This window comes from Microbacterium testaceum (assembly GCF_029761935.1).
In the GTDB taxonomy this organism is placed as follows: Bacteria; Actinomycetota; Actinomycetes; order Actinomycetales; family Microbacteriaceae; genus Microbacterium; species Microbacterium testaceum_A.
This window is the reverse complement of record NZ_CP121699.1, coordinates 2,543,659-2,568,554: the sequence shown is the minus strand read 5'-3', so window position 1 is coordinate 2,568,554 and position 24,896 is coordinate 2,543,659. Positions and strand designations below refer to the sequence as shown.

General features: G+C 71.2%; 21 protein-coding genes and 1 pseudogene. 6 read left to right on the top strand and 16 right to left on the bottom strand.

Annotated features, from left to right (window positions below; genetic code table 11):
* Window positions 1-81: 81 nt before the first annotated feature.
* From QBE02_RS12390 to QBE02_RS12350, 9 genes and pseudogenes are all read right to left on the bottom strand, one after another.
* Window positions 82-1,464, bottom strand: coding sequence for a nucleotide pyrophosphatase/phosphodiesterase family protein (locus QBE02_RS12390; RefSeq protein WP_279365972.1), 1,383 nt, complete (start codon window positions 1,462-1,464; stop codon window positions 82-84).
* Window positions 1,461-2,630 (bottom strand): metabolite traffic protein EboE, encoded by a 1,170-nt coding sequence (gene eboE / locus QBE02_RS12385; protein WP_279365971.1) that lies wholly within the window; start codon window positions 2,628-2,630, stop codon window positions 1,461-1,463. Before eboE ends, QBE02_RS12390 begins: the two co-directional genes overlap by 4 nt.
* A complete protein-coding gene (locus tag QBE02_RS12380) occupies window positions 2,627-3,511 on the bottom strand; it encodes a TatD family hydrolase (RefSeq protein ID WP_279365970.1) in 885 nt (294 codons plus the stop codon). The genes eboE and QBE02_RS12380 overlap by 4 nt, the downstream gene beginning before the upstream one ends.
* A 1-nt stretch (window position 3,512) precedes the next feature.
* A complete protein-coding gene (locus QBE02_RS12375) occupies window positions 3,513-3,896 on the bottom strand; it encodes an EboA domain-containing protein (protein ID WP_279365969.1) in 384 nt (127 codons plus the stop codon).
* Between the two features lie 284 nt (window positions 3,897-4,180).
* Window positions 4,181-4,978 (bottom strand): annotated as a pseudogene (locus tag QBE02_RS12370) (sugar phosphate isomerase/epimerase family protein); the annotation flags it as partial.
* Complete coding sequence (locus QBE02_RS12365; protein WP_279365968.1) at window positions 4,975-5,841, bottom strand: SCO3242 family prenyltransferase; 867 nt, start codon at window positions 5,839-5,841, stop codon at window positions 4,975-4,977. The gene QBE02_RS12365 and the pseudogene QBE02_RS12370, both read right to left, overlap by 4 nt.
* Window positions 5,838-7,037, bottom strand: coding sequence for an inositol-3-phosphate synthase (locus QBE02_RS12360; protein WP_279365967.1), 1,200 nt, complete (start codon window positions 7,035-7,037; stop codon window positions 5,838-5,840). Before QBE02_RS12360 ends, QBE02_RS12365 begins: the two co-directional genes overlap by 4 nt.
* 252 nt (window positions 7,038-7,289) lie before the next feature.
* On the bottom strand, window positions 7,290-8,261 hold the full coding sequence (locus tag QBE02_RS12355) for an acetylxylan esterase (RefSeq protein WP_279365966.1): 972 nt from the start codon (window positions 8,259-8,261) through the stop codon (window positions 7,290-7,292).
* The gene (locus tag QBE02_RS12350; RefSeq protein WP_279365965.1) at window positions 8,258-9,256 is read right to left on the bottom strand and encodes an acetylxylan esterase; all 999 of its coding nucleotides are present in this window, start codon (window positions 9,254-9,256) and stop codon (window positions 8,258-8,260) included. The genes QBE02_RS12355 and QBE02_RS12350 overlap by 4 nt, the downstream gene beginning before the upstream one ends.
* A gap of 47 nt (window positions 9,257-9,303) precedes the next feature.
* Here QBE02_RS12350 and QBE02_RS12345 point away from each other — a divergent pair, with 47 nt between their 5' ends.
* On the top strand, window positions 9,304-10,098 hold the full coding sequence (locus QBE02_RS12345) for a DeoR/GlpR family DNA-binding transcription regulator (protein ID WP_279365964.1): 795 nt from the start codon (window positions 9,304-9,306) through the stop codon (window positions 10,096-10,098).
* A 44-nt stretch (window positions 10,099-10,142) separates the two neighbouring features.
* Here the strand turns inward: QBE02_RS12345 and QBE02_RS12340 are convergent, their stop codons facing one another.
* From QBE02_RS12340 to QBE02_RS12310, 7 genes are all read right to left on the bottom strand, one after another.
* A complete protein-coding gene (locus QBE02_RS12340; RefSeq protein ID WP_268102483.1) occupies window positions 10,143-11,036 on the bottom strand; it encodes a LacI family DNA-binding transcriptional regulator in 894 nt (297 codons plus the stop codon).
* Window positions 11,037-11,121: 85 nt separating this feature from the next.
* Window positions 11,122-13,377 (bottom strand): FAD-dependent oxidoreductase, encoded by a 2,256-nt coding sequence (locus QBE02_RS12335; RefSeq protein ID WP_279365962.1) that lies wholly within the window; start codon window positions 13,375-13,377, stop codon window positions 11,122-11,124.
* A 64-nt stretch (window positions 13,378-13,441) separates the two neighbouring features.
* Window positions 13,442-15,262 (bottom strand): BNR-4 repeat-containing protein, encoded by a 1,821-nt coding sequence (locus tag QBE02_RS12330; RefSeq protein WP_279365961.1) that lies wholly within the window; start codon window positions 15,260-15,262, stop codon window positions 13,442-13,444.
* A 1-nt stretch (window position 15,263) separates the two neighbouring features.
* Window positions 15,264-16,580: an extracellular solute-binding protein gene (locus QBE02_RS12325; RefSeq protein ID WP_279365959.1), complete on the bottom strand. Its 1,317-nt coding sequence runs from the start codon at window positions 16,578-16,580 to the stop codon at window positions 15,264-15,266.
* 42 nt (window positions 16,581-16,622) lie between these two features.
* Window positions 16,623-17,555 carry a carbohydrate ABC transporter permease gene (locus QBE02_RS12320; protein WP_268102487.1) on the bottom strand — a complete coding sequence of 311 codons (933 nt, stop codon included), beginning with the start codon at window positions 17,553-17,555 and terminating at the stop codon, window positions 16,623-16,625.
* Window positions 17,552-18,400 carry a carbohydrate ABC transporter permease gene (locus QBE02_RS12315; protein ID WP_268102488.1) on the bottom strand — a complete coding sequence of 283 codons (849 nt, stop codon included), beginning with the start codon at window positions 18,398-18,400 and terminating at the stop codon, window positions 17,552-17,554. The genes QBE02_RS12320 and QBE02_RS12315 overlap by 4 nt, the downstream gene beginning before the upstream one ends.
* Before the next feature lie 290 nt (window positions 18,401-18,690).
* Window positions 18,691-19,539, bottom strand: coding sequence for an alpha/beta fold hydrolase (locus tag QBE02_RS12310; RefSeq protein WP_279365955.1), 849 nt, complete (start codon window positions 19,537-19,539; stop codon window positions 18,691-18,693).
* Window positions 19,540-19,627: 88 nt separating this feature from the next.
* Between QBE02_RS12310 and QBE02_RS12305 the strand changes: the two genes are divergently transcribed.
* The 5 genes from QBE02_RS12305 (at window position 19,628) to QBE02_RS12285 (ending at window position 24,889) form a co-directional block, all read left to right on the top strand.
* Window positions 19,628-20,089, top strand: coding sequence for a MarR family winged helix-turn-helix transcriptional regulator (locus QBE02_RS12305; protein WP_279365954.1), 462 nt, complete (start codon window positions 19,628-19,630; stop codon window positions 20,087-20,089).
* On the top strand, window positions 20,086-21,459 hold the full coding sequence (locus tag QBE02_RS12300) for an MFS transporter (protein WP_279365953.1): 1,374 nt from the start codon (window positions 20,086-20,088) through the stop codon (window positions 21,457-21,459). Before QBE02_RS12305 ends, QBE02_RS12300 begins: the two co-directional genes overlap by 4 nt.
* A gap of 106 nt (window positions 21,460-21,565) precedes the next feature.
* A complete protein-coding gene (locus QBE02_RS12295) occupies window positions 21,566-23,167 on the top strand; it encodes an MFS transporter (RefSeq protein WP_279365952.1) in 1,602 nt (533 codons plus the stop codon).
* Between the two features lie 131 nt (window positions 23,168-23,298).
* Complete coding sequence (locus QBE02_RS12290) at window positions 23,299-23,889, top strand: hypothetical protein (RefSeq protein WP_279365951.1); 591 nt, start codon at window positions 23,299-23,301, stop codon at window positions 23,887-23,889.
* 4 nt (window positions 23,890-23,893) lie between these two features.
* Window positions 23,894-24,889 carry a hypothetical protein gene (locus tag QBE02_RS12285; RefSeq protein WP_279365950.1) on the top strand — a complete coding sequence of 332 codons (996 nt, stop codon included), beginning with the start codon at window positions 23,894-23,896 and terminating at the stop codon, window positions 24,887-24,889.
* Window positions 24,890-24,896: the final 7 nt, after the last annotated feature.

Genomic DNA, 24,896 nt, shown 5'->3' with positions numbered 1-24,896 from the left:
AGATCCGCCCCGGCGATACCGCCTCTGGCGGGCGCGGGACCGGGGCTCGCGTCCGCCACTCCTGCGTTGTGTCCCGCCGGGTCAGACGCCCAGGCCGCGCAGCACCAGGTCGCGGACGCCCGCGGCGGGCAGCGACTCGGCGTCGGGCAGCAGGCCGGCGTCGCTCGTGACGAGCATCGGTCCGTCGCGCCGCGACGACGACAGGCGGCCGTGCGTCCCGCGGACGCACGAGGGGTCGAGCGGCACCGTGCTCATCGCATAGCGCAGGCCCAGCTTCTTCTTCACGAGGTTCGCGCCCGCCTTGGCCTTGGCGAGACGGTCGGCGGGGTCGAAGAACAGCTCGGCGGGGTCGTATCCGGGCTTGCGGTGGATGTCGACGCCCCGCGCGTACTCCGGGGCGCGCTCGTCGTCGAGCCAGAAGTAGTAGGTGAACCAGGCGCCGGGCTCGGCCACCACCACCAGTTCGCCGGAGCGCTCGTGGTCCAGGCCGTACCGCGCCTGCGCGTCGCGGTCGAGAACCTCGTCGACACCCTCGAGTCCGCGCAGCAGCGCCGTCACGCGGGGGAGGTCGGCGGCATCCGGAACGTACACGTGAGCGATCTGATGGTCGGCCACGGCGAACGCGCGCGAGGTCCACGGGTCGAGTTGTTCGCGGCCGTCCTGCACGTACACCTCGAGCAGTCCCTCGCGGCGCAGGGCGCGGTTGACGTCGACGGGACGCGAGGCCTGCTCGATGCCGTACTCCGACACCGCCACGACGCTGTACCCGCGCTCGAGCGCGTCGGTCAGCAGGGGGGCGATCGCGTCGTCGAGCTCGCGCGCCGCGTGCGCGGCCTCGGGGCCGTTCGGACCGAAGCGTTGAAGGTCGTAGTCGAGGTGCGGCAGGTAGGCCATCGCCAGGTCGGGCGCCGGACCCCACCGCTCGGTGATCACGCCGCGCGTCGCTTCGGCGAGCCACGCGCTGCTCTGGATCGTCGCGGTCGGGCCCCAGTACTGGAACAGGGGGAACTCGCCGAGCGCTCCGACCAGCTGGTCGTGCAGGGCCGCGGGGCGGACGTACGCGTCGGGGCTCTTGCGCCCGTCGGCGTGGTAGATCGGACGCGGGGTCACGGTGATGTCGGTCGTCGCCCCCATCGCGAACCACCAGCCGAGGTTGGCCGTGGTCAGCTCGGGGCGGGAGCGCCGCGCGGTCTCCCAGACCTTCTCGCCGGCGACGAGTTTGTTGTGCTGGCGCCACAGCAGGGGGTCGCCGAGGCCGCGAAAGTGCCAACCGTTGCCGACGATCCCGTGCTCGCGCGGGGCGAGACCGGTCAGCATCGTCGACTGCACGCTGCACGTGACGGCAGGGAGGATCGTGTCGAGCCCCAGGTGCCCGCCGGCGCGGCCGAGCGCGGTGAGTCGGGGCATCGCGGCGAGTGCGCGCGGGGTGAGCCCCACGATGTCCAGCAGCAGGACCTTGCTCATACCAGGCTCCTTTCGTCGATTCCGGATGCCGGCACCCCGGCGACAGCGCGCGGCAGGTGCGCGTGCGCCCAGCGCAGTTCGGCCGCGATCCCGCCGACGAGCGTTTCGGGCTGCAGCTCTTCGGGCAGCACCGACCAGGTGTAGGTCTCGATATCGAGGTGGGCGTCACCGCCGTCGGGCGTCTCGAGGACCGCGTCAACCGCGGCGAGCAGCACCTCGGTCGTGGCGCGGAGGGGGGCTGCGGGACGCGCGTGCAGGGGGATGTGGACGTGCACGCGCCAGGCGCGGTCGGTCGGCCACGGCGCGGCGGCGTCGAGCACCTCGGGGAGGTCGTCGGCGGAGCGTCGACCACCGGCCTCGCGCACCTGGTGGACGTAGCGTTCCTCGGCGAAGGGCCGGAGCGCGTCCGCCGTGCGGGGGTCGGCGGGGTCGGGCACCTCGAGCGCGACCGAGGCCTGCACCTTGACGATGCGGATGCCGGCGGCGGCGGCCGCGGCGACCGCTCCGGCGGGGTCGGCGAACGACACCGCGAGGTGGCAGGTGTCCAGGCACAGCCCGAGGCGGCCCTCGGCGGTCAGGTGCGGGCGGGCGCCGAGCCAGGCCACCACGTCGGCGACGTCGTCGAGGATGCAGCCGGGCTCGGGTTCGATCGCCACGCGGACGATGCGTCCCGTCTCGCGCTCCAGCGCGGCGAGGCCCTCGACGAGTCCGGCGAGGTGTTCCTCCGCGGCGCGGTCGGCCGCGGCATCCCACCCCTTCCTCCATCCCAGCGGGAGCGTCGAGATGCTGCCCTCGGCCCCGGCGGGAAGAAGCGCCGCGAGGGCGCGCGCGCAGTCGAGCGTGTACTCCCGGCGCTCGCGCGTGGTCCAGTCGGGGCGGTACACCGCGAGCTTGACGACGTCGTCGTGGAACCCGCGGTACGGGAAGGCGTTGACCGTGCGCAGCTCCAGCCCGTTTCGCGCGAGGGCGTCGGCGAGGACACCCCGGGCCCGCGGGTCGTCGGAGAGGAGGGATGCCACGCCCACCGGCATCCACAGTCCGACGCCGAGTCGCTCGAGGCCCGCCGCCCGCCGGACGGGACCGGCGTGCTCGTCGAGCTGGCGGACGATGCCGGGCAGGTCTTCGGCGGGGTGGACGTTGGTGCAGTACGACAGCTCCACCCTCACGCCCCCTGGCGCGATGCCATACCGCGCAGCACGGAGTTGCCGGCGAACAGCTCGGGCCCCTGGCTCGCGGGAGCGAAACCGTCGATCGGGTCGGTGTTCACGCGGCCGCTCTGCGCGTAGAAGTCGCGCGGGTTGCGCCAGAGGATCCGGTCGACGTCGTCGTCGCTGAACCCCGCGTCGAGCATGGCCAGACCGGTCTTCGCCGTCTTCAGCGGGTCGGAGCGGCCCCAGTCGGCCGCGGAGTTCACGATGACGCGGTCGAGCCCGATGCGCTGCATGATGGCGACGACGCGCTGCTCGTCCATCTTGGTGTCGGGATAGATCGAGAAGCCCATCCAGGCGCCGCTGTCGGCGACCGCGTCGACGCAGGTCTCGTTGAGGTGGTCGACGAGCACGCGCTTCATCGGGATGCCGGACTCGGCCACCACGTCGAGCGTGCGCCGCGTGCCCACGGTCTTGTCGCGATGCGGGGTGTGGACGAGCACGGGGAGGTCGAACTCGATGCCGAGCGCGAGGTGTTGGCGCAGGATCTCGTCTTCTTCGGGGGTCATCGAGTCGTAGCCGGTCTCACCGACCGCGACGACCCCGTCCTTGGCGAGGTACGTCGGCAGCTCGGCCATGACCTCGCGGCAGCGCGCGTCGTTCGCCTCTTTCGGGTTCAGCGCGATCGTGCAGTGGTGGCGGATGCCGAACTGCGCCGCACGGAACCTCTCCCACCCGATCAGCGCGTCGAAGTAGTCGAGGAACGACCCCACGCTCGTGCGCGGCTGGCCGAGCCAGAACGCCGGCTCCACCAGGGCGCGCACGCCCGCGTCGTACATCGCCTCGTAGTCGTCGGTCGTGCGGGCGGACATGTGGATGTGGGGGTCGAAGATGCGCATGTCAGGCCCTTTCGCGAGCACGGAGGAAGGAGAGGTCGTCCGGCACGGAACGGCCGGCGGCACGACGCTCGGCGGCGAAGCGCTCCGCCATCGCGGCGAGCTCGTCGTCGGCGCGGGCGTCGAGGGCGTCGACGACCGAGAGGGGGATGCCGAGGAACACGCACTTCAGCACGCCGTGACGCCACGCGTGGTCGTCGAGGTGATCGGCGGCGAAGGCCCCAAGGGCCGCGGCGACGAGCCGGGTGTCGTTGGCGCGGAGGGCGTCCGCGACGAGCTCCAGACCGGCGTCGCGCCAGGCGGCGGTGGGCGCGATGATCGCGTCGAGGCCGCGCAGCACCCCGCGGCGCTCGGCGTCGTCGCCGCGGCGGTACAGCGCGACCGCCACGGCCGGGTCGGCCCCGCTGTCGGCCAGGGCCGCGATGAGAGCGGCGCGGGCGACGTCGTCGGCGGTCGGGGCGAACGGCGCGGCCGAGAGGGGTCCCGCCCCACCTCGCGACCCGCCGCGGCGAACAGGCGCGCGGCGCGGGCGGCATCCGCGCGCACCTGCTCGACGGCGAGGGCGGTCCAGGGGTGGAGGGGCCGACCGTCCCCGCAGGACGGGGTTTCGACCGCGCTCCGCGTCGGGGCGATGACCGAGCGCTCCCCCGCCGCGACCAGCGCCGCCATGCTCGACGCCGCGAGCTCGGGGGCCGCGTGCGCGTGCCGCGGCAACTCCACCGCGATCACGCCGCGGTAGTCGATCTCGCGCAGCGTCGAGAGGGCGGCATCCAGGTCGAGCTCGCCCTCCCCGAACGGAAGGTGCTCGTGCGCGGTGGGGAGCATGTCGTCGGCCTGCACATTGCGCAGCAGGGGGCCCGCCGCTCGCAGAGCACCCACCACCCCGTCGGGCTCGACCACCACGCAGTGACCGAGGTCAACCGTGAGGCCGAGGTTCGCGGGGTGGCCGAGCCGGGCGCGGAGCGCGAGGGCGTCGGCCACGGTCTCGACCAGCATCCCCGGCTCGGGCTCGAGGGCGAGGGTGACGCCCGCGTCCGCGGCGAACGCGGCGAGCTCGACGAGGCGTTCCTCGAGCAGCACGCGCGCCTGATCGGTCGAGACGTCGTCGGGCACGACCCCGCTCCACAGCGAGACGCACTCGGCGTCCAGGATCGCGGCGATCTCGACCGCCCGCCGCAGGAAGGCCATGCGCGACGCGGCGTCGCGATCGACGAGGGTCGGCCGATGCTTGCGCAGGGGGTCGAGCAGGTAGCGGGCGCCCGTCTCGACGACCACCCGCAGCCCCCGGCGGCGGAGGTCCGCGGCGAGCGCCTCGCTCTGTTCGCGCCAGTCGGAGGCGAAGGGGTCGAGGTGGGGGTGGCCGAGGGTAAGGGCGACGGCGCCGTACCCGTGATGCTGCAGCACGTCGAGGGCGGAGGGCAGCGGGTGGTCGGTGAAACCGTTGGTGCCGTATCCCCAGGTCCAGTTCATGTGATGTCTCCCGTCGAACGGCGGCGGCCGAGCACGCGGCCGAGAATCTCGATGCCCACGAGGGCCACGGTCGCCAGCGGCGAGCCCGCCCGGGCGGCGAGGGCGGACTGCAGGGGGACGACGGCGCCGATGCCCGCGCGGGTGGCGTCACGTGCCTGAGCCGCCCCGGGATCACGAGCGACCGCGAGCTGGCCGGGCAGGACCGCGGCGAGGTAGCGCGCTCCCCCGAGCACGGCGGCGGAGCGGTTCGAGCGTCCGAGTAGACCGGATGCCGCCACGGCGACGCTCGTGCCCACGGCGACGCGACCGGTGGTCGCCGTCGACCCGTCGACCTCGCCCCGTGAGATCGCGGTGACGGCGACCGTGTGGGCGGCGACCGCACCCGCGGGGACCAGGGCCGAGCGCCACCCCGGCCCGGCGGCACCCATCATCACGTCGAGCCCGCGGCAGACGGCCATGACGACCGGACCGGCCGCCGTCGGCTTGAACACGGTGTCGTAGGCGCACAGGGCTCCGGCGAGCGCGACCGACACCAGACCCGAGCGGCGACCGGCCGCGAACGCCGCGCCCACCCCGAGGGCGGTGAGACCCACGCCCACCGCGAGCGCGCGGTCGCGGCTGATCCGCCCCGAGGGGATGGGGCGCTCGGGGCGCTCGAGCGCATCGAGGTCGGCATCCGCCCAGTCGTTCAGCGCCATCCCGGCGCTGTACAGGCAGACGGACGCGGCCGCGAGCGCGCCCCCGCGCAGGGGACCGTCGCCGCCCGCCCCGCGCGCGCTCAACGCCCCGACGAGAGCATCGCCGAGGACGGTGAGCGAGGCGGGGGCGCGGACGAGGTCGAGGTAGTCCGCGACCCGGGTCACGGTGCGGCGACCCGGGCTGCCGAGACGGCGGCTGCAGTCTCGTGCACCCACGAGACGAACTGGGCGGTCTGCTCGCCGAAGCCGTGGACGTCGCTCCCCCACGGATCCTTGAAGAAGCAGCCGAGGGCGGTGACGACCCCCGCGTGGCCCGCGCGGGTCGCGAGAGACAGCGCTCGGACGAGGTCGATGACGAGGGGCGCCGCGAGGGCGGAGTCGTAGGCGCTCCAGGTGGTCTGCAGCGTGACGCGACTGCCGAGGAACCCTGCCGCGCTGACGTGGTCCCACGCGGTCTTGACGTCGCCGAGGTCGGGCACGTTGTCGATGTGCAGCGGGGTGACGACGTCGTCGCCGACGAGAGCGTGCAGACCGCGGTTCTTCGAGACCAGCTTGGAGCGGACGGCCTCGGGGTCGGCCAGGGTCGCGCCGTCGCCGCCGCCGAGGAGGTTGGTGCCGGCCCAGGACTGCACCCGGAACCCGCGGGCGGTGAACATCGGCGCCAGCACCGTCCGCAGCAGCGTCTCGCCGGTCTTGCCATCCTGCCCCGCGTACGCGATGCCCGCGCGTTCGGCGCGCTCGCGCAGGACGGGGAGGTTGAGGGATGCCGAGGGGGTGAAGGCGGCGTAGGCGGCTCCGGCCGCGATGGCGGCGAGGGCGGCGCGCGAGCTGGGCGGAAGGACCCGCGCACCCGGGGTCGTGAGGGCCGCCTGCAGGAGGGCGTCGTCTTCGAATCCGGGGTGGTACGGCGGAAGGGGCTCGGTGGACGAGACGTCGATGACGACGACCTCGCGCAGGTCGTGACGGTCGCGGAAGTCGGCGATGTCGGCCGCGAGCAGGTCGATCTCGTCCTGCTGGGTCGCCGTCATCGTGGGGACGGGGCGGAGGTTCTGCTCGGTCTCGCGCAGGCGCTCGGCCACCGCGTCGACGAGGGCCACGGGGAACATCCCGCCGGCGGCGAGCTGACGCGCGCGCTCCTCGAGCGGGGTCGACGAGATGTCGTGTCCGCCCACGACGATGTCGGCGATCGCGGGGAACTCGTCGACGCGCACCGCGTCGGTCTCGGTCGTGAGGCCGACGGGCGTCGCGACGCCCAGGGCGAGGGCGTGGATGCCAAGGGTGGCCGTGGTCGCGAGCGAGCCGCGAGCGCCGATGAACCAGGCGCCGACGTCGGCGGTGCGGCGGGTGTCCGAAGTGTTCACGCGGGGGTCCGTTCTTCGTTGAGGGACGTCGAATACCGGGTACGCACGACGGCACGACTCCGTGGGGGCGGAGGCGTTCGAGAGGGGCGCTCCGAGGGGGATGGAGGGCGACCCGGGGGTGGTGGGGGACTCGTCGTCGAGGTGACCTGGTCCTTCCGACAGTAGTGCGGCTTTTGCGGTAAGGCAACCAAAAGATGTCGGATTAAAGAGCAATATTCGTCGTCGACTCGGCGGGACGCACGGTGGGTCCGCTCAGCCGCGCGCGGCGAGAGCCCGCAGCACCTCGAGCTGGTGCACCGGGCCTCCTCCTTCGTGTCCGTTCCACGGGTAGACGCGAATGCTCTTCTCGCCCACGTAATGGTTGTACGCCGCATAGACGGTCGACGGTGGGCACACGGCATCGCGCAGTCCCACCGAGAAGAGGGCGGGAACCCTCGCTCGCGCGGCGAAGTTGACGCCGTCGAGGTACGAGAGAGAGCGGAACACCGCCTCTTCCTCGCCGCGCCGAGTCTGCAGGTACGCGATGATCTCGCTGTAGGGGGCGGCGTCGGTAATGGCGACCGCCCGACGCATCGCACTGAGGAACGGGAAGTCGATCGCGGCGAACCAGAGCCCCTCGCTCAACGCCGCTGCGGCGAGCGCGATGCCCCCGCCCTGGCTCCCGCCCCACACGCTGACGCGCGTCGCATCGATCGCCGGGTGCGACCGGACCGCATCGATCGCGAGCACCGCATCGCAGAAGACACGGCGGTAATAGGAGTGGGACGGGTCGTCGAGGCCCTCGGTCACGCGACCGGCGACATGCGGCGCTCCGCCCACGGGGTCGGAGGTCGCCCCGGGCAGCGCGCCGCTGCTCTGCCCCCGCGTGTCCATGACCATCACCGCGAACCCCGCGGAGGGCAGCAGCGTGTGCTGGTGGGCGAGGCCGCGACCGGAGTTGTAGCCGATGTACTGCACGACGCACGGCAGAGGCCCCGAAGCCCCGCGCGGGCGCAGGAGCCACGCGCGCACCGCGTGTCCCGCGAACCCCGCGAAGACGACATCGTCGACCTCGACACCGGTCACACCGGTGTCGTCGGTGTCGAGCGGGGTGAAGCCCGCGGGCCACGACGCCGCCCTTGCCTCGCCGAGCGTCTCGGCCCAGAAGGCGTCGAAGTCGGCGGGCTCCTCTCGCGGCGGGCGGAAGGCCTCGAGGTCGGCGAGCGGCAGGTCGAACTGGGTCACGGGTTCTCCTTCTCCGCGGACGCTCGCGAGAGCACCCGGTCGATGTGCGCGTGGGTCGCGGCGAATGCCCGCGAGCGGACGGCGTCGAGTCCGCGGTACTCGCGATGGCCGTAGGGCTGCACGTCGAGCTCCAGTTCGGCACCCGGCGCCTCGTCGATCGCGTTGGCGACGGCGAACTGCCCGGGCGGGGGAACATGACGGTCGCGTAAGGCGCATTCCACGCGCACCGGCACGCGGACGAAGGTCGCCGCCGTGGACGCATCGAAGAAGCGCAGGACCTCGCGCGACGCAGGGTGGGCCCCGACGTGAGCCCGCACACGCTCGCCGCTGCCTTCGCACGGCAGGCGCAGGCGCAGGTCGTACTGGCCGAAACTCGGCACGATCAGCGTCGCCCCCACGAAACGGTCATCCCACGGAAGAGCGAGCGCCCCGATCCCGCCGCCGAAGCTCTCGCCCACGTAGTACAGCGGGATCGGTCCGGCCAGAGCTCTCAGCGCCGACCCGGCATGCCAGAGATCGACGGCGCATCGGCCGAGAACGTACTCGTCGATCGAGTGGATGCCGTGGAGCACGTGCCCGTCGGCGGGCGTCGGTGCGCCGAGTCCGGCGTTGAGCGACCCTTGTCCTCTCGCGACGGGGAAGAAGACCGCCGCATCGTCCGGGACGCGATCGAAGTCGGGAGCCTCGCGCCCGCCGTAGCCGTGACCGTGGACGATCCCCACCCGCGGCGGCATCCCGCCCACCGCCGTCGCGAACCACCCGCGCACGCGCAGACCGTCGGCGACGGTGTGATCGACGAGGAAGAGCGACCGCCCGCCCGCGGGCCCGAGGGGTGTCATCCTCGGAGCGGGGTCGACCCCGGCTGCCGCCGCCGCCCAGGCTTCCCAGCGCTCGGCGAAACCGACGGGCGGAGCGACCGGGGGCACCGCGCGAAGGGCCGGCAGCTCGAAGCCGTAATCGCCCTCCCCCGCGGGATCGGCGATGACGCCGTTCACGAGCGGGCCGCCGTGGAAGACTGGAGGCCCGAACGAGAGGAGCGATCGTGCTCGCCGCCGAACGCCGATCCCGCCTCCTGGCCGAGGTTCGCCGACGGGGAGCCGCCGCGGTCCCCGATCTGGCCGAGACCCTCGGCGTCAGCGAGATGACCATCCGGCGCGATCTCGACGTGCTGGCGGCCGACGGCCGCGTCGACAAGGTCCGCGGGGGCGCTCGCACGCCGCAGCCCGGAGTCGCAGCATCCCGTGACTTCGCCACGCAGTCCCGCCGCAACGGAGACGGCAAGAGGGCCATCGCCCGCCGCGCGGCCGAGCTCGTCGAGCCGGGCATGGCGGTGGGACTGAGCGGAGGCTCCACGACGTGGGCTCTCGCGCGCGAGCTCCGCGGCATCGACGACCTGACGATCGTGACGAACTCCCTGCCCGTCGCCGACGTGTTCGCCCGCCCCGATAGGGCGGACGAGCCCTACACGCAGACGGTGGTGCTCACCGGCGGCGTCCGCACTCCCGCCGACGCACTGGTCGGCCCGGTCGCTGTCGCGTCCCTCGAGCATCTGCACTGCGACATCGTCTTCCTCGGTGTGCGCGGCATGGACCTCACAGCGGGGCTGACGACCTCGAACCTGCTCGAAGCCGAGACCAATCGCGCCCTCGTCGCGGCGGGGGGCCGAGCGGTCGTCCTCGCCGACCACACGAAATGGGGAGCCGTGGGGCTCACCACCATCGTGGATCTGCACGAGGTCGACCTGGTGGTCACCGACGAGGGACTCGCACCCGACGCCGAAGAGACGCTGCGCGCGCACGTCACCGAGCTGTGGGTGGCCGCCCACGGCGACGACTGAGACCCGCCCGCCCCCGCGCGGGGAACGGACGGCGAGAGTCGGGCTCACCGCGCCGTACTCGCCCGTGCGATCACCGTGGCATCCACCACGATGTGTCGCACCGGAACGTCCGCGCCGGGTCGAGCCGCCATCTGACGCTCGAGCTCGGTGAACGCCGCTTCGACGATCCCGTGATCGTCGGGAGCCACCGACGAGAGCGCAGGGACCGAGAACTGCGCGGCGTGCACGTTGTCGATGCCGATCACCGCGACGTCGCTCGGCACCGCCCGCCCGCGCTCGTGCAGAGCCGCGAGCACGCCGAAAGCGACGGAGTCGTTGGAGCACACCACGCCGTCGTACGCGACGCCCGAGGCGTGCAATCGGCCCAACGCTGCCGCACCCTCCTCGGAGGTGAACGCGTCGACCGAGACGATGAGCTCCGGGTCGTCGGCCAGACCCAGGCGCGACACGGCGTCGCGGTACCCGGCGAAACGCTGGTCGGCGGCATCCGAGGGACGTGACACGCGAGGTCCGAGGAACGCGACCCGGCGGCACCCGGCGTCGGCGAGATGCGCGGTCGCCAGGTCAGCCGTGCGGCGGTTGTCGATCGAGACGTGCGTGAAGGGGCTGACCGCGATGTGCTCACCGAGGAGCACGAGCGGTCCCGGATCCGTACGTCGGGTGAGGTCCCCGACCGTCAGAGACCGCGGGATGTGGATGAGGCCGTCGGTCTCGGGGAGCCCCACCCCGTTCGCGACGTCGATCTCGCGCTGATGGTCGCCCTCGGTCTGCTGGATGAGGATCGACAACCCGCGCGCCTCGGCCCCGCGCGCCAGCAGGGTCGTGAGTTCGGCGAAGTAGGGCTCCTCGAGATTGGGCACGGCGAGCGCGATGATCCCGGTGCGCTGTCGGCGCGAGAGCGGCGAGATCCGCCGCGTGGCCGAAGGCGTGTCGGTCATGGCGGGACTCCTCGTCGAGGACCGGGCGGCGCTCGCGCGCACCGCCGAGCGGTCTGTTCTGGGGGCTACGGTATCGCGTGGCATGTCACTCCTGGACGCGGAAGGCCACGATGCGAGCCTCCGGAGCGCCGTGGGTCTCCGTCACGACCACGCGGGCGGCGTCGATCGCGCCCATTCCGGGGGGAAGCGGGTGGCTGCGCCGGCGGCGACGGTTGTCCGCCACGGTCGCGACCTCGGTCCACTCCTCGGACCCGGCCACCTGGACCTCGACCCGGTACGTGCCGACGAGCGAGGGCATCACGAGGTGCGGATCGCGGTGATGGTGAAGGGTGTTCAGCTCGATGTCGGGATCGTCGTCGAAGACCAGCACGATCTCGCGCGCGACGACGGGCCGGTCCCAATCGAGCCGCAGCCACGCGTCTTCCGTGGTCAACGGTGCCGAGGCCCACAGGTTCGGTCCGCCGAAGGGGCGCTGGTATCCACCGACCGCGCGCTCCGGCGCCAGCGCCTCCGATGCGGTGGGAACGCGGAACTGGACCGACCGCCCCCGCAACGGCTTCGTCGGCCACTGCACCAGCAGCTCGTCGAGGCTCACCTGCACGTTCTGATCGTCGGCGTCCGACGTGTGCACCAGAGTCAGAACGCCGGGAGGCAGCTCGTCCGTCACGAAGAGGGTGACCCCGGGCTGGGCGCGGACGACGATGACGGCGTTCGCCGGAGTCTCGGGTTCCCAGCGCACCGGAGCGTGCACCCACCTCGCTTCTCCCGCGGCCACGGTCACCGTGACGGCATGCTCGAGATGTTCGGGCACGACGTTCTGCGCGAGCCCCGTCGACCACACCTCGACCTCGAGGTCCACGTCCTGCTCGGCGGCGAGACGCACCTCGAACCCGTCGAGACGCGGGTGAACGGGAACGACGATGCCGACATCGTCGGTGAGCGGATGCGGACGGGCGACCGCGATGTCACTCGGGCCGAGTCCCGCTCGCACGCCCGAGGCCGTGATGCGGGCGGAGAGGGCGAGGTTCGTCGGATCGGCATCGACGACGCCGATCAGCGGGGCGTCCTGACGCAGCAGGAGCTGACGGAGCTCCTCGCGGTGGTTCTCGTAGAGCCCCCGCGGGGTCGTGCGACGGGCGAGGATGAGGGATGCCGCGGTCCCGGCCGCCTCGCCCATCGCCGCGCAGGTGGCCATCACGCGCGCGGCCCCGAAGGCGATGTGCGTGGCGGAGATGTCGCGCCCGGCCATCAGGAGGTTCTCGACGTCTGCGGAGTAGAGCGCACGGAACGGAATCTCGAAGACCCCGTTCGAGAAACGTTGAACGGCGCCCGCACCGGTCGCGTACATGCCCTCCTTCGGGTGGAGGTCGATCGACCAGCCGCCGAAGGCCACGCCGTCGTCGAATCGCGTCTGTTCGATCACGTCGCGCTGGTGCAGCGTGTAGTCGCCGACGAGGCGGCGGTACTCGCGCTTGCCGGGCACGTTGCCGATCCACTCGAGATCGAGGTTCTCGGCGTCGAACTCGCCCGAGTTCTTGATGTGGTCCCAGATGCCCAGAATCACCGAGCGCAGCTCGTCGCGGATGCGCTCGTTGTCGTGGACGATGTCGAGCTCACCGCCCCACTCGATCCACCAGTAGTGCGCACCGCTGTCGCCGCTGCGGATGATGCGCGATGACGGGATCGGGGTCTCGAGGATCGACTTCGCCGAGGCGGGGGCGACGAAGCGCACCGGGTGCCCCACGTCCTTCGTGTAGAACAGCAGCGTCGAGCCGAGAAAAGTGCGCTCGGCCTCTTCCGGCGCCCAGTCCTCGTCGAACTCTCCGCGCGATTCCTTGCCGAGCCGCGCCCGCGCCCCGGCGAGGTGACCGACGAGTCCATCACCGGTGCAGTCGAGGAAGACCGGGGCGACGAAGCGCGTCTCGGTCTCGGCTCCCATGGTCCACCCCGTCACCGACTCGATGCGACGCGCCCCCTCGGGGCCGGTGGCGACCACGTCGCGGACATCGGTGTTGAGGTACAGCGAGATGTTCGGCTCGGCGCGCACGGCATCCAGCACGACGTCGTCCCAGTGGATGGGGTTCCCGTCGGGATTGCGGTACTGGTTCTCGAGGTACAGCTCACCGATGATCCCGTTCTCGCGGGCCCAGCGTTGATTGCCGTGCGCGGTCGCCCCGCACACCCAGACGCGGACCTCCGACGAGGAGTTCCCGCCCAGCACCGGTCGGTTGTTGATGAGGGCGACGCGTCGGTCGAGCCGGGCTGCGGCGATGGCGGCGGCGACTCCGGAGAGCCCACCGCCGACGACGACCACGTCGTAGTCGGCCGTGTGTGAACGCATACTGCGGGTGTCCTTCCTGGGAACGCGGGGCGTCCGAGTGTCGTGCGAGGGGAGGTCGATGGGCTCAGTCCACGGCGATCGCCTCGATCTCGAAGACCCGCGCGACGTCGGTGGTGGATGCCGAGGGGTCGCTGATCAGCAGGCGCACCCCGTCCGCGACCACTCCCGTGACCGCGATGCTCACCAGCCGTTGCGTGTTCCCGGCGACGGAACCGATGCTCGTCCAGCCCGCCGCGGTGTGCACCTGCACTTCGAACGAACGGAGGACGGCCGCCGAACCCGTGTCCGCGCTGTAGCCGCTCCGCACGCGCACCTCGTCGAGCGCCGCCGCAGCGAAGTCCACCGAGATCCACGGAGTGGAATCACCCGCCGCCGAGATCCACCGGCTGGCGTCGCTGCAGACGCCGTCGACGGCGAGGGATGGGCCCGTGTCGGACCGCAGGCTCGACGAGGCTGTCGCCGTGGCACCGAGAGCCACGTTGACCCCTCCCGGGTCATCGCGGAGGTCGGCGACGAGGGCCGAGAGGGAGGTGGCGGGCCCCACTGCGGCGTCGCGCGGGACGACCGCCCGCGCGAGCCGGGCGGGAGCCGCGGCCGGCGCCGAGAGGTACACGATGTCGGCGTCGTCGGTCGGCCGCGTCTGGACGCGCAGACGCTGCTGCCCGAGGCGCGATTCGCCGATGCCGGCGAAGGTCCACGACGACGCGGCATCATCGCGTTCGGCGACGACGGCACGGCTGCGCATCTCGCCGCAGATCTGAGCGGTGACGACGCTGTAGAGCCGAGTCCTCGTCCCCGCCCGGGTCACGTCGACCGCTGCCGAGGTGGCGACGCCGTCGCCGAGGACCGAGGTGTCGAGGACCTTCTCATCGATCCATCCCGAGCCGTCCCACCGTACGAAATGCGCGTCGTAGGCCGAGCGATCCGCCTCGACGAAGCGGTAGGCGACGCCCGCGAGAGCAGAACCGTCGAGGGCGAGCTTGGCCGACTGCACCGCGGGGGTGTAGCTGCGGATGCTTTCGCCGGGCACGAAGGGGCGCCAGACGACCGATCCCGCCGCGGCGGGGGTGATCGGAGCGACCAGCGTGGTGCCCGCGGCGTCCGTGAGCGACCCCGTCGCGGGGTCGTAGACGGCGTACGAGCCGAGATGCCGCGCCGGGTCGGCGGGGAACGGACCCCACTCCCACAGCACGTGGACCCGACCGTCGGGCGACACCTCGAGGTCGTCGGGGTAGAAGGAATACCCCTTCGCCGCGGCGATCGTCGTCTCTCGCGTCCACGCATCGGCAGCGCGGTCGTAGCGATACAGCACGCCCTCCCGTGCCCCGTCGGCGTCCGTGCCGGTCCGCACCAGCACCCAGGCGTCACCGTCGGCTCCGCGCGCCGTGACCGGGTAGGTGATGTCGACGTCGAGGTCGGGCATGGTCGAGGTCCGGTCGACCATCGTGCGGACGTCGCCCGCGGTGTCGGAGCGGAAGTAGTTCCACTGCTCGTTGTGCATCGAGACGAAGGCGTGGATGATCCCGTCGCCGTCGACGACGATGGACGGTTGGTTGTGACCGTTGTCGTCCACGAAGGTGACGCACGCCGTCTGCGCCGAAGCCCGGAGGCACCCTTCGGTCCACGCACCGTCCGCGGAGCGAGAGGCGAGGTGCACCTCGTGTCGAGCAGCCTGGGCGGCCGGGGCGTTGAAGGCGAAGAACGTCGTCTCGCCGACCACGTCGAGGGGGTTCCACCACGCTGCCTGGTTCGATGAGTCGACGGCGAAGGGGAGCTCCTCGACGGTTGTCGCAGAGCTCACCGTCGCCGATGCCGAGGGCGCGACGACGAGCCCGAGGGCGAGCGCCGCGACGGCGACCGCGCTCCCCCCGCGGAGGATCCTCATCTCAACCGACCAGCTTCTGCGCGGCCTCGCCGGCCTGCTTCATGGCGTCCTTCGGCGAGGCGGACCCGATCAGGACGGCCTGCACGCGATCGGCGATCGCCGACTCGATCTGCGAGTAGGCGGTGAACTTCCACAGCGGGTTCGAGCTCGCGGTCGCGGTGATGCGCTCGCTGAACTGGGCGCCGAAAGCGTCGGAGGCGACCTCCGACGACGACAGCGCCTCGGTCGTCGCGGGCGGCAGACCGCGCATCGCGTAGTCGGCGAGGATGGCGTCGAGGTCGCTCGTGGCGTACTGGGCGAAGTCGCCCGCGGTCGCAGCACCGGTGCCGTTGACGACCGCGATCGCGCCGCCCCAGACGAGGGCGCGCGGGGTGTCGCCCTTCTTCAGCACGGGACGCGACACCGGCGCGAGTTTGGTGGCGAGGTTCGCATCCGGCGACTCCTTGGTGACCGCTCCGCGGCCCACCGGGGCGTCGTCGTACATCGCGGCTCGTCCCTGGGCAAACAGGCTGCGGGCGTCGAAGCGGTCGACGTCGGCGGCGATGAGGCCCTGATCGTAGAGGCCCTTGTACCAGGCGACGGCCTCGACGCTGGCGTCATCGCCGATCGTGATGGTGTCGCCGTCGACGAGCGGGCTGCCGAAGGTCTGCATCCAGATGAGGATGTCCTTCAGCTGCGCTGCCTTGGTCGAGGCGGCGTAGGGGATGAGTCCTCCGCCGAGCCCCTTCAGCGAGACGAGGGCCTTTTCGAACTCATCGACCGTCGTCGGGAACGCGTCGGCCGACAGGCCCGCCTTCCCGAGGGTCTCGGAGTTGGCGATCAGGCCGATCGCGCCGATGGTCCAGGGCAGGGCGTACTGCACGCCGTCGAACGTGGCCGCCTGCAGAGCCGAGGAGGTGTATCCGCGGCCGGATGCCAACGCCGAGACGTCCTGCAGCTTTCCGGTGGCCGCGAGACTGCCGAGCCATGCGACGTCGACGTGCGCGGCGCCGGTGAACTGCCCGCCGGTCACCTGCAGCATGAGCTGATTGATGTACTCGTTGTACGGGAAGGCGGTGCGCTTGACCGCGACGCCCTTGGCCTTCTCGTATGACGACAACGTGCCCTCGAGGGCGGGCTTGGCCGACTCCTCGGTGAGCGACCACGAGGCGAACGAGAAGTCGGTCGGATCGGCGCCGTTCAAGCCGGCTGCCCCGGCGGCGGGTCCGCCGCTGGCCGTCGGGGCGCATCCGGCGAGGGCGGCGGCCGCGGCACCGATGCCGAGAAACTGCAGGGCGCGTCGGCGCGTGATGAGCGGGTTGGGCAGAGACGTAGACATAGGTGTCCTCCTTGACAGGGCGAGCAGAGAGAGAAGTCGGGGTCAGCCCTTGACGGCGCCGGCCGTCATACCGCTGACGAGGTACCGCTGCAGCAGCATGAACGCCACGGCCACGGGGAGCGACACCACGAGCGATGCCGCCATGAGTTCGGGCCAGGCGGTGGCCGCCTCGCCGACGTAGGTGTTGACGAGTCCGGGCGGGAGCGTCTGCTTGTCGGGACCGGCGAGCGTCAGGGCGAAGATGAAGTCGTTCCAGCCGCGGACGAAAGCGAACAGTCCGGCCGCGACGAGCCCGGGGGCCGCCAGCGGCAGCACGATCGAGTGGATGGTGCGCAGCCGCGAGGCACCGTCGACACGGGCGGCCTCGATGAGCTCGTCGGGGATGGTGTCGAAGAAGCCCTTCAGCATCCAGACGCACAGCGGCAGCGTGAAGGTCGTGAACGACAGCACGAGCGCGGTGTAGGTGTTGAGCAGGCCGTAGGCGCTGAACACGCTGTAAAGCGTGACCAACAGCAGGGCCTGGGGGAACATCTGCGAGGCCAGCACGAAGTACATCAGCTGCCGGCGACCGCGGTAGCGGAACTTCGAGAACGAGTACCCCATGTACGCCGACACGATCACCGAGAGCAGGGCGGTGATGACCGAGACGATGACGCTGTTCTGCAGGTAGGTGAACAGCTGCGGGTTGGAGGTCAGCGAGATGTACGCGTCGAAGGTGATCTCGGTGGGGAACAGCTTCGGCGGGTACGAGAACACCTGGTCTCGAGGCGTGAGCGAGGTCGCGAGCAGCCAGTAGACCGGCAGCAGGGCGAACCCGCCGCACACGATCAGCGCGGCCCACGACGCGAGGCGTACGCCCGGACGATCGGAGCGCAGGCCCGAGCTCGGGCGCCGGCGGCGACGCGCGGGAGCCTCGACGACCACGGGCGGGGCCTCGGGTGCGGGGGCGACGGTGGGGAGGGCGGTGCTGGTCATCGCTTCTCACTCCTCTCGGAGAATCGGACGTAGACGACGACGAGCGCCATCAGCAGGACGAGCCACAGCAGACCGAGCGCTCCGGCGCGGCCGAGGTCGAAGCCGTGGAAGGCGGTCTCGTACACCGAGGTGGCAAAGGTCTCGGTGGAGCCGGCGGGGCCGCCGCCGGTGAGCACGTAGATGATGTCGAAGTGCTGGAAGTTCCAGATGAACTCCAGCAGCAGCACCAGGCCGATGATCCCGCCGATCTGCGGGACGGTGATAGAGAAGAAGCGGCGGACCGTGCCCGCGCCATCCATCTCGGCGGCTTCGTGCAGCTCGCGCGGCACGGTCTGCAGGCCCGCGAGGAGCATGACCATCATCCACGGGAAGGACTGCCAGGTCTTCGCGACGATCACGGCGAACATCGCGGTGCCCGGCTGCGCGAGCCATGCCTGGGGCGAGACCCCGAGCGGTTCGAGAATCGCGTTCATGACGCCGTAGTTGGCGTTGAAGATCCACATCCACAGGAACGACACCACGACGCCGGGCACGAGCCAGGGGATGAGCATCAGGCCGCGGAAGACCTTCGATCCGCGGATCTGCGTGTTCAGGGCGAGGGCGAGGGCGAAGCCGATCACGAAGGGGGCGATGGTCGTGCCCAGGGTGAAGACGAGCGTCTGCCCGAGCAGTCGCAGGAAGTCGTCCTGCAGCACGTCGACGATGTTCTGGAAGCCGACGAACTCGCGCCCGGGCAGCACGAGGCTCTGCTTGAAGAACGCGGTGACCAGCGCCGAGACGAGGGGATACGCGACGACGACCGCCATGAGCGCCATGCCCGGCACCACCAGCAGCACGGCGAACATCCCGTTGCCGAGCCTCTCGGGTCGAGCGTGTCGCCGTGGGCTTTTGTTTGCTTTTGTTATCTTTTGTGTATCTAGAGTCGTCACGTCGGTGTGCGCTTTCCTCGGCAATGAGGGACCAGGTGGCCCGTTCGAGGCGGTATATCCCGCTTTCGGCGACATCAGCTTCGCCGGTCAGCGCGACGAGGTCAATTCGCGAGCGTAACGCTTAGATCACGACGTGTTAGTTCATGGGTGTTTTTGTTATTTAACGTGTTCGAACGAGTGCGAACGACGGCGAACAGCCCGCGCGGTCAGACGCGAGACGCGATCCGCTTGTCGAGCCAGGCCAGCAGATCGGCGCGCACCGCGGCCTGCTCGCGCTCGGCGAAGATCTCGTGCCGCGCCCCGGGATACACCAGGGTCGTCACATCCGTCAGGCCCGACCGCCGCCGGTAGGCGTCGGCGAGGCGGTGCACACTGCGGGGGCCGCCCACCGTGTCGTCGCGCCCCACCATCAGCAGCATCGGGACGTCGCGTCCGAGGTCGCGTCGCGGACGTCCCAGCAGCTTCAGCGTCTCGAGGGGGCCGAACAGGCGCGCGAGGGGCGTCGACGTCGTCAGGGGATCGGCGACGAAGTCGCGTCCCACCTGCTCGTCGCTCGAGAGCCACTGCATTCCGGAACCGCCGAGGTGCTTCCACGGAGCGTTCAGGTCACCCGCGTTCAAAGAGCCCGGCCACCGCAGGGCCGAGCCACTCAGAACGACGGCGTCATAGGCATCCGGATGCCGATCGAGCAGCATCTGCGCGAGGAACGAGCCCCACGAGTGCCCGAGCAGCACGAGCGGCAGGTCGGGGTGCTCCTCGCGGATGCGCTGCGAGAGGGTCCACACCGCGTCGCGGGCGGCGCCGAGACCGCCGGGCCCGAGACGCCCGAGCTTGCCGTGGTCGCCTCCCCACTGGCCCATCCCCGTGCGGCCGTGGCCGCGATGGTCGTCGGCGTAGACGGTGTAGCCCGCGCCGACGAGGGCCTCGATGAGGGCACCGTAGCGGCCCGCGTGCTCGCCCACCCCGTGCAGCAGCTGCACGACGGCGCGGGGCTCGATCGCCTCGTACACGTCGTAGACGATGCGGATGCCGTAGGCGTCGTCGAACTCGGGCATGGGGGGAGTCTAGGGCTGTGGCCCGCTCGGCGACCGCGCCCGACCATTCCCTTAGCAAGGCTAATGAGCTACCCTGGTCCATAGGAACATGAATGATCGCGTCGACGAATCCCCCCTCACCGACCTGAGTTCTGACCACAGTGCGGCGGCGTCCGAGCTGCGGATGGCGACATTCCGGCTCGCGCGCCGCCTCCGGGCGCAGCGCGCCGTCGACACCATGAGCGACGGGCAGTTCGCCGTCCTCGCCGCTCTTACCGTTCACGGCGCGCACACGCTCGGTCAGTTGGCCGACCGTGAGCGTGTCACAGCACCCTCGATGAACCGCACGGTGTCCCTGCTCGAGGACGCGGGCTACCTGACCCGCATCCCCGACGAGGTCGATCGACGTCGCGTGACCATCGATCTCACCGACCTGGGGCGCCGGATCGTCGACGAGACGGTCCGCCGACGAGACGCCTTCGTCGAAGAGGCCCTCGCCGAGCTCTCCGCCGAAGAAAGACAGGTTCTCGCTCGCGCGACGACGATCATGAGGAAGGTGGCCGACAGATGAGCACGTCGATGTTCCGGTCGCTGTCGATCTTCAACTACCGCGTCTGGTTCATCGGAGCCCTCGTCTCCAACGTCGGCGCCTGGATGCAGTCCACGGCCCAGAACTGGGTCGTCCTCACCCAACTGACCGACAACGACGCCGCGGCCATGGGCGTCACGATGGCCCTCCAGTTCGCTCCCCCGCTCCTGCTGGTGAGCGTCACCGGTTGGGTCGCCGACCGCTTCGACCGCCGCAAGCTCATCATGTGCACGCAGAGCGCTCTGCTACTGCTGGCCGTGACGCTCGGCGTCCTGCTGCTCAGCGGAGCGATGACGCTGCCGCTGATGTTCGGGTTCGCACTGGCCCTCGGCGTGGTCACGGCCTTCGACAACCCGGCGCGCCAGGCCTTCGTGTCCGACCTCGTGTCCCAAGAGAACGCGTCCAATGCCGTCGCGCTCAACGCCGCGTCCTTCAACATGGCCCGCCTGATCGGCCCCGCCGCCGCCGGCGTGATGATCGTGATCGTGGGCACCGGATGGGTGTTCCTCGTCAACGCGATCACCTTCGTCGCCATGCTGGCGGCGCTCTTCGTGATGAGGCCGCACGAACTGGTGGCGCGCCACCGCCGCGGCGGCCCGGCGCGACTGGCCGACGGCTTCCGCTACGTCGCCCGTCGACCCGACCTCGTCGTCATCTTCGTGATGGTGTTCCTGCTCGGGGCCTTCGGCATGAACTTCCCCATCTTCGCGTCGACGATGGCGCTCGAGTTCGGCCGCGGTGCAGATGGCTTCGGGCTCCTGAGCTCGTTCGTCGCCATCGGCTCGCTCGCGGGTGCGCTTCTCGCCGCGCGGCGGGAACGCGCCCGGATGCGGGTCGTGATCGTCGGCTCCGGCGGCTTCGCCGTGGCATCCACTCTCTCCGTCTTCGCCCCCAGTTACGGGGCGTACGCGGCCACCCTGGTCTTGACGGGGTTCTGCGTGGTCACGACGCTCACGACGGCGAACGGGTACGTCCAGACGACGACCGATCCCGTCCTGCGCGGTCGGGTCCTGGCGTTGTACATGGCGATCCTTCTCGGAGGGACGCCCGTGGGAGCGCCGATCGTGGGCGCGGTGGCGGCGGAGTTCGGCCCGCGCGTGGCGATCGCCCTCGCCGCCGTCGTGGCGGTCATCGCGTGCGGCATCGGCGCGACCTGGACGGCACTGTCGGGCCGCCTGCACCGGCACGAGACGAAGCGGTTCCGCCTCACGCTCGATGAGACGCGTCCGATCACCACGATCGCGCCCGAACCCGAGGACTTCAGCGACGAGATCGCCGGAACCACGCCGATCCCGTTGCCCCCGGGCGAACGCTCACCGCGAGCGACACCTCGCCCGCGTCACGGCGGCTGAGGGCGACCGCCCGATTCGAGATCCCGCGCCCCGCGTTCGCCGGAGGCGGTCATCGTCGCGCGCGCAACCCCTCCCGTCGATGCATTTAGCTAGATAAGCTAGCGACATGAACGGAACACAGGCAGGGCGCCGCTGGGCGGGGCTCGTCTTCATCAGCATCGCCGTGTCGCTGATCATCGTCGACTCGACGATCGTCAATGTCGCCGTGCCCTCGATCGTCGAAGAACTCAAGATCTCGTCGACCGAGGTGCAGTGGGTCCAAGAGGCCTACACCCTCGTCTTCGCGTCCTTCCTCCTCGTCTTCGGCAGCCTCGCCGACCGGTTCGGGCGACGCCGCCTCATGCTGCTCGGCGTGATCATCTTCGCGGGCGCCTCGATCGCCGCGGCCACGGTCCCCACCGGAGGGGTGCTGATCCTGTCGCGCCTGGTCCAGGGAGTCGGGGGTGCGATGATCCTGCCGACGACCCTGTCGATCATCAACGCCACCTTCCGCGGCCGCGAGCGCGGCATCGCCTTCGCCGTCTGGGGCTCGACGATCGGCGGCATGGCGGCCGTCGGCCCCCTGCTCGGCGGCTGGCTGACCACGGCCTTCTCGTGGCGATGGGCCTTCGGGATCAACATCCCGCTCGGCGTCGTCATCGTGATCGGCGTCGCCCTCACGGTCGCCGAATCGCGCAGCGATCGGGCCGAGCGCATCGACGGAGTCGGAGCCCTGCTCTCGGTGCTCACCATGGCCCCGCTCGTGTTCGGACTCATCGAGGGGCGCACCTACGGATGGTGGACGGTCGCGACCGCCCCCTCGATCGGCGACTGGAGCTGGCCGCTTCCGATCTCGCCCGTGCCGATCGCCTTCGCGGTGGCCGTGGTCGCCCTGGTCGCGTTCATCGCGTGGGGCCTTCGTCGCCAGCGTCACGGTCGCTCGACGCTTCTGGCCTTCGATCTGTTCCGGATCACCTCGTTCCGCAACGGCAACATCGCCGCGGCCGTCGTGTCTCTGGGTGAGTTCGGCATCATCCTCGCCCTCCCCCTCTGGCTGCAGTTCGTCGTGGGCTTCGACGCTCTGCAGACAGGTCTGCTGCTGCTCGCGCTGGCGATCGGGTCGTTCGTGGCCAGCGGGGTCGCTGGCGCCCTCAGCGGCAAGGTCGCTCCGGTCTGGATCGTGCGCGGCGGGCTTCTCGCCGAAATCATCGGCGTCGCCGGCGTCGCCTTCACCATCGGGCCGGATGCCGTCTGGGGCCCGCTCATCCCCTTCCTCTTCGTGTACGGGCTCGGCGTGGGCCTGGCGACGGCGCAGCTCACGGGCGTGGTCCTGGCCGACGTCCCGCCGTCCGCGAGCGGCCAGGCCTCCGGCACCCAATCGACGTCGCGACAGCTCGGAGCGGCGCTCGGCGTCGCCATCCTCGGCACCGTGCTGTTCTCGACCACGGCGGGGGTGTTGGCATCCACTCTCGACGATCGCGGCATCGCCGCGGCCGAGCGCGACCAGGTGGTCTCACAGGTGGTCGACAGCGCCGGAGCGGCGATCGCGGGCCTCGATGCGTCGCCCGAGACCCGGGATCTCGCGGTCAACGCCCGCGCGGCGTTCAGCGACGGCACGAAAGCAGCGGCCTTCACCGCCGCCGCATTCCTCACCCTGGGGCTCGCCTCGACGCTGACGCTCGGGGCGGCCGCGCGTCGGCGCGAGAACAGCGAGGCGCGAACCGACTAGTCCATTCACTCGAATGGATGCCATATCCCCGGGGGGCCTGTCAAGCCGAAAGCCGCTGCGCGAGAGGACCCAGCCGCTCCCCTATCGTGCGGGTGTCTGATTCGCTTACTGATCTCGTGGGGAGATTCATCATGTCGAAATTCACACGCCGTTCCTCTCGAATCGCCACCGCGATCGCCGTACCCGCCGCCTTCATCGCGGCCGGCGTCCTGGTGTCGACGAGTTCGTACGCCGCCTTCTCCGACACCGCGTCGAACCAGCAGAACAGTTGGCGGGCGGGCACGGTCCAACTCGACGACGACGACGCCGGCCGCGCCTTGTTCACCGCGGGCAACGCCAAGCCCGGTGACGGCGAGACGAACTGCATCGCCGTCACCTCGACCGGAAGCCTGGCCTCGCAGGTGCGCCTGTACGCCGACGACGTGGCGGGCACCGCGGGCCTGGCCGATCACCTGATCCTCCGCGTCGAGCAGGGGACCGGCGCAGGCTTCGGCACCTGCGATGGATTCATCCCGCAGAGCACGGTGTTCGACGGGCGTCTCTCGGGCTTCACCGGCGCGCACTCCTCGTACGGTTCGGGCGCGGCCACCTGGAGTCCGGCCGGAGGCGCGAGCGAGACGCGGACGTTCCGCATCACGTGGACGCTCGCCGACGACGCGCCGAACGCGGTCCAGGGCGGAACCGCCTCGACCTCGTTCGTCTGGGAAGCACAGAACAGCTGAGTCCATGCGTTCCCGTCGCATCGTCCTCGTCGCGGGGGTGGCGACGGCGCGGGCGGTCGTGACGCTGGTTCTGACGTTGGCGTTCTGGGCAGCGGCCCCGGCCGCCCTGGGGTGGATGCCCACCACCGTGATGACGGCGTCGATGTCGCCGGCCATCGAGGCGGGCGACATCGTGGTGTCGCGACCCGTTCCGCGGGAGGCCCTCCTGCCCGGACGGGTCGTGCTCGCGACCGATCCCGACCGGGGGGACCGCCTGCGCCTGCACCGCGTCGCCCAGATCAGCGCCGAGGGCGAACTCGTCACGAAGGGCGATGCCAACCCCGCCGCCGACTCGACCCCGCTGCACCCCGATGCCGTCCTCGGTGTCGGGGTGCTGCGGGTGCCCGTGATCGGGCTGCCGCTCGTCTGGGTACGCACCGGCCAGGTCGCTCCGCTCGCGGTCGTCGCGGCCGGATTCGCCCTCTGCCTCGCGATGGCCCTCCGCCGCGGGGTCGACAACGGTCCCGACGAGCCGTCGCCACCCTCGGAGGGCGCCCCGCCGACCCGTCGGGCTGTGCGCGCGCGACCGACGAGGGCACGCCTGTTCACCCGCGGCCTCGGTTTCGCGGTCGCCCTCGCGACGGCGGCGGTGGCCGTGAGCACCCCGGCCGCGGCCTCGTTCAGCGAGGAGTCCGCGGCATCCGGAACCGTCACCGCCGGCCGTGTCACCGGCCCGTCGGCGCTCGGCTGCGACAACGACGGCGGAGCGGTGGTGACCTGGGCGTACGAGGGGTGGGAGCCCCGCAGCTTCGACCTGCTGGTCGACGGACGCGTCGTGATCGCCGACATCCCCCCGCGGTTCCGGGCCGCGAGGGTGCCCGCCGACGGGTCGTACTCGCTGTTCCGCACAGATCGGGTGACCGTACGCACGAACGTGGGCGAACAGTGGTCGACGGAGTCGGACGAGGGCGTCGCCGTCGGCGGCGTGCTGTTCGGATTCGGACGGCCGTTCTGTCGGTGACGGGGGT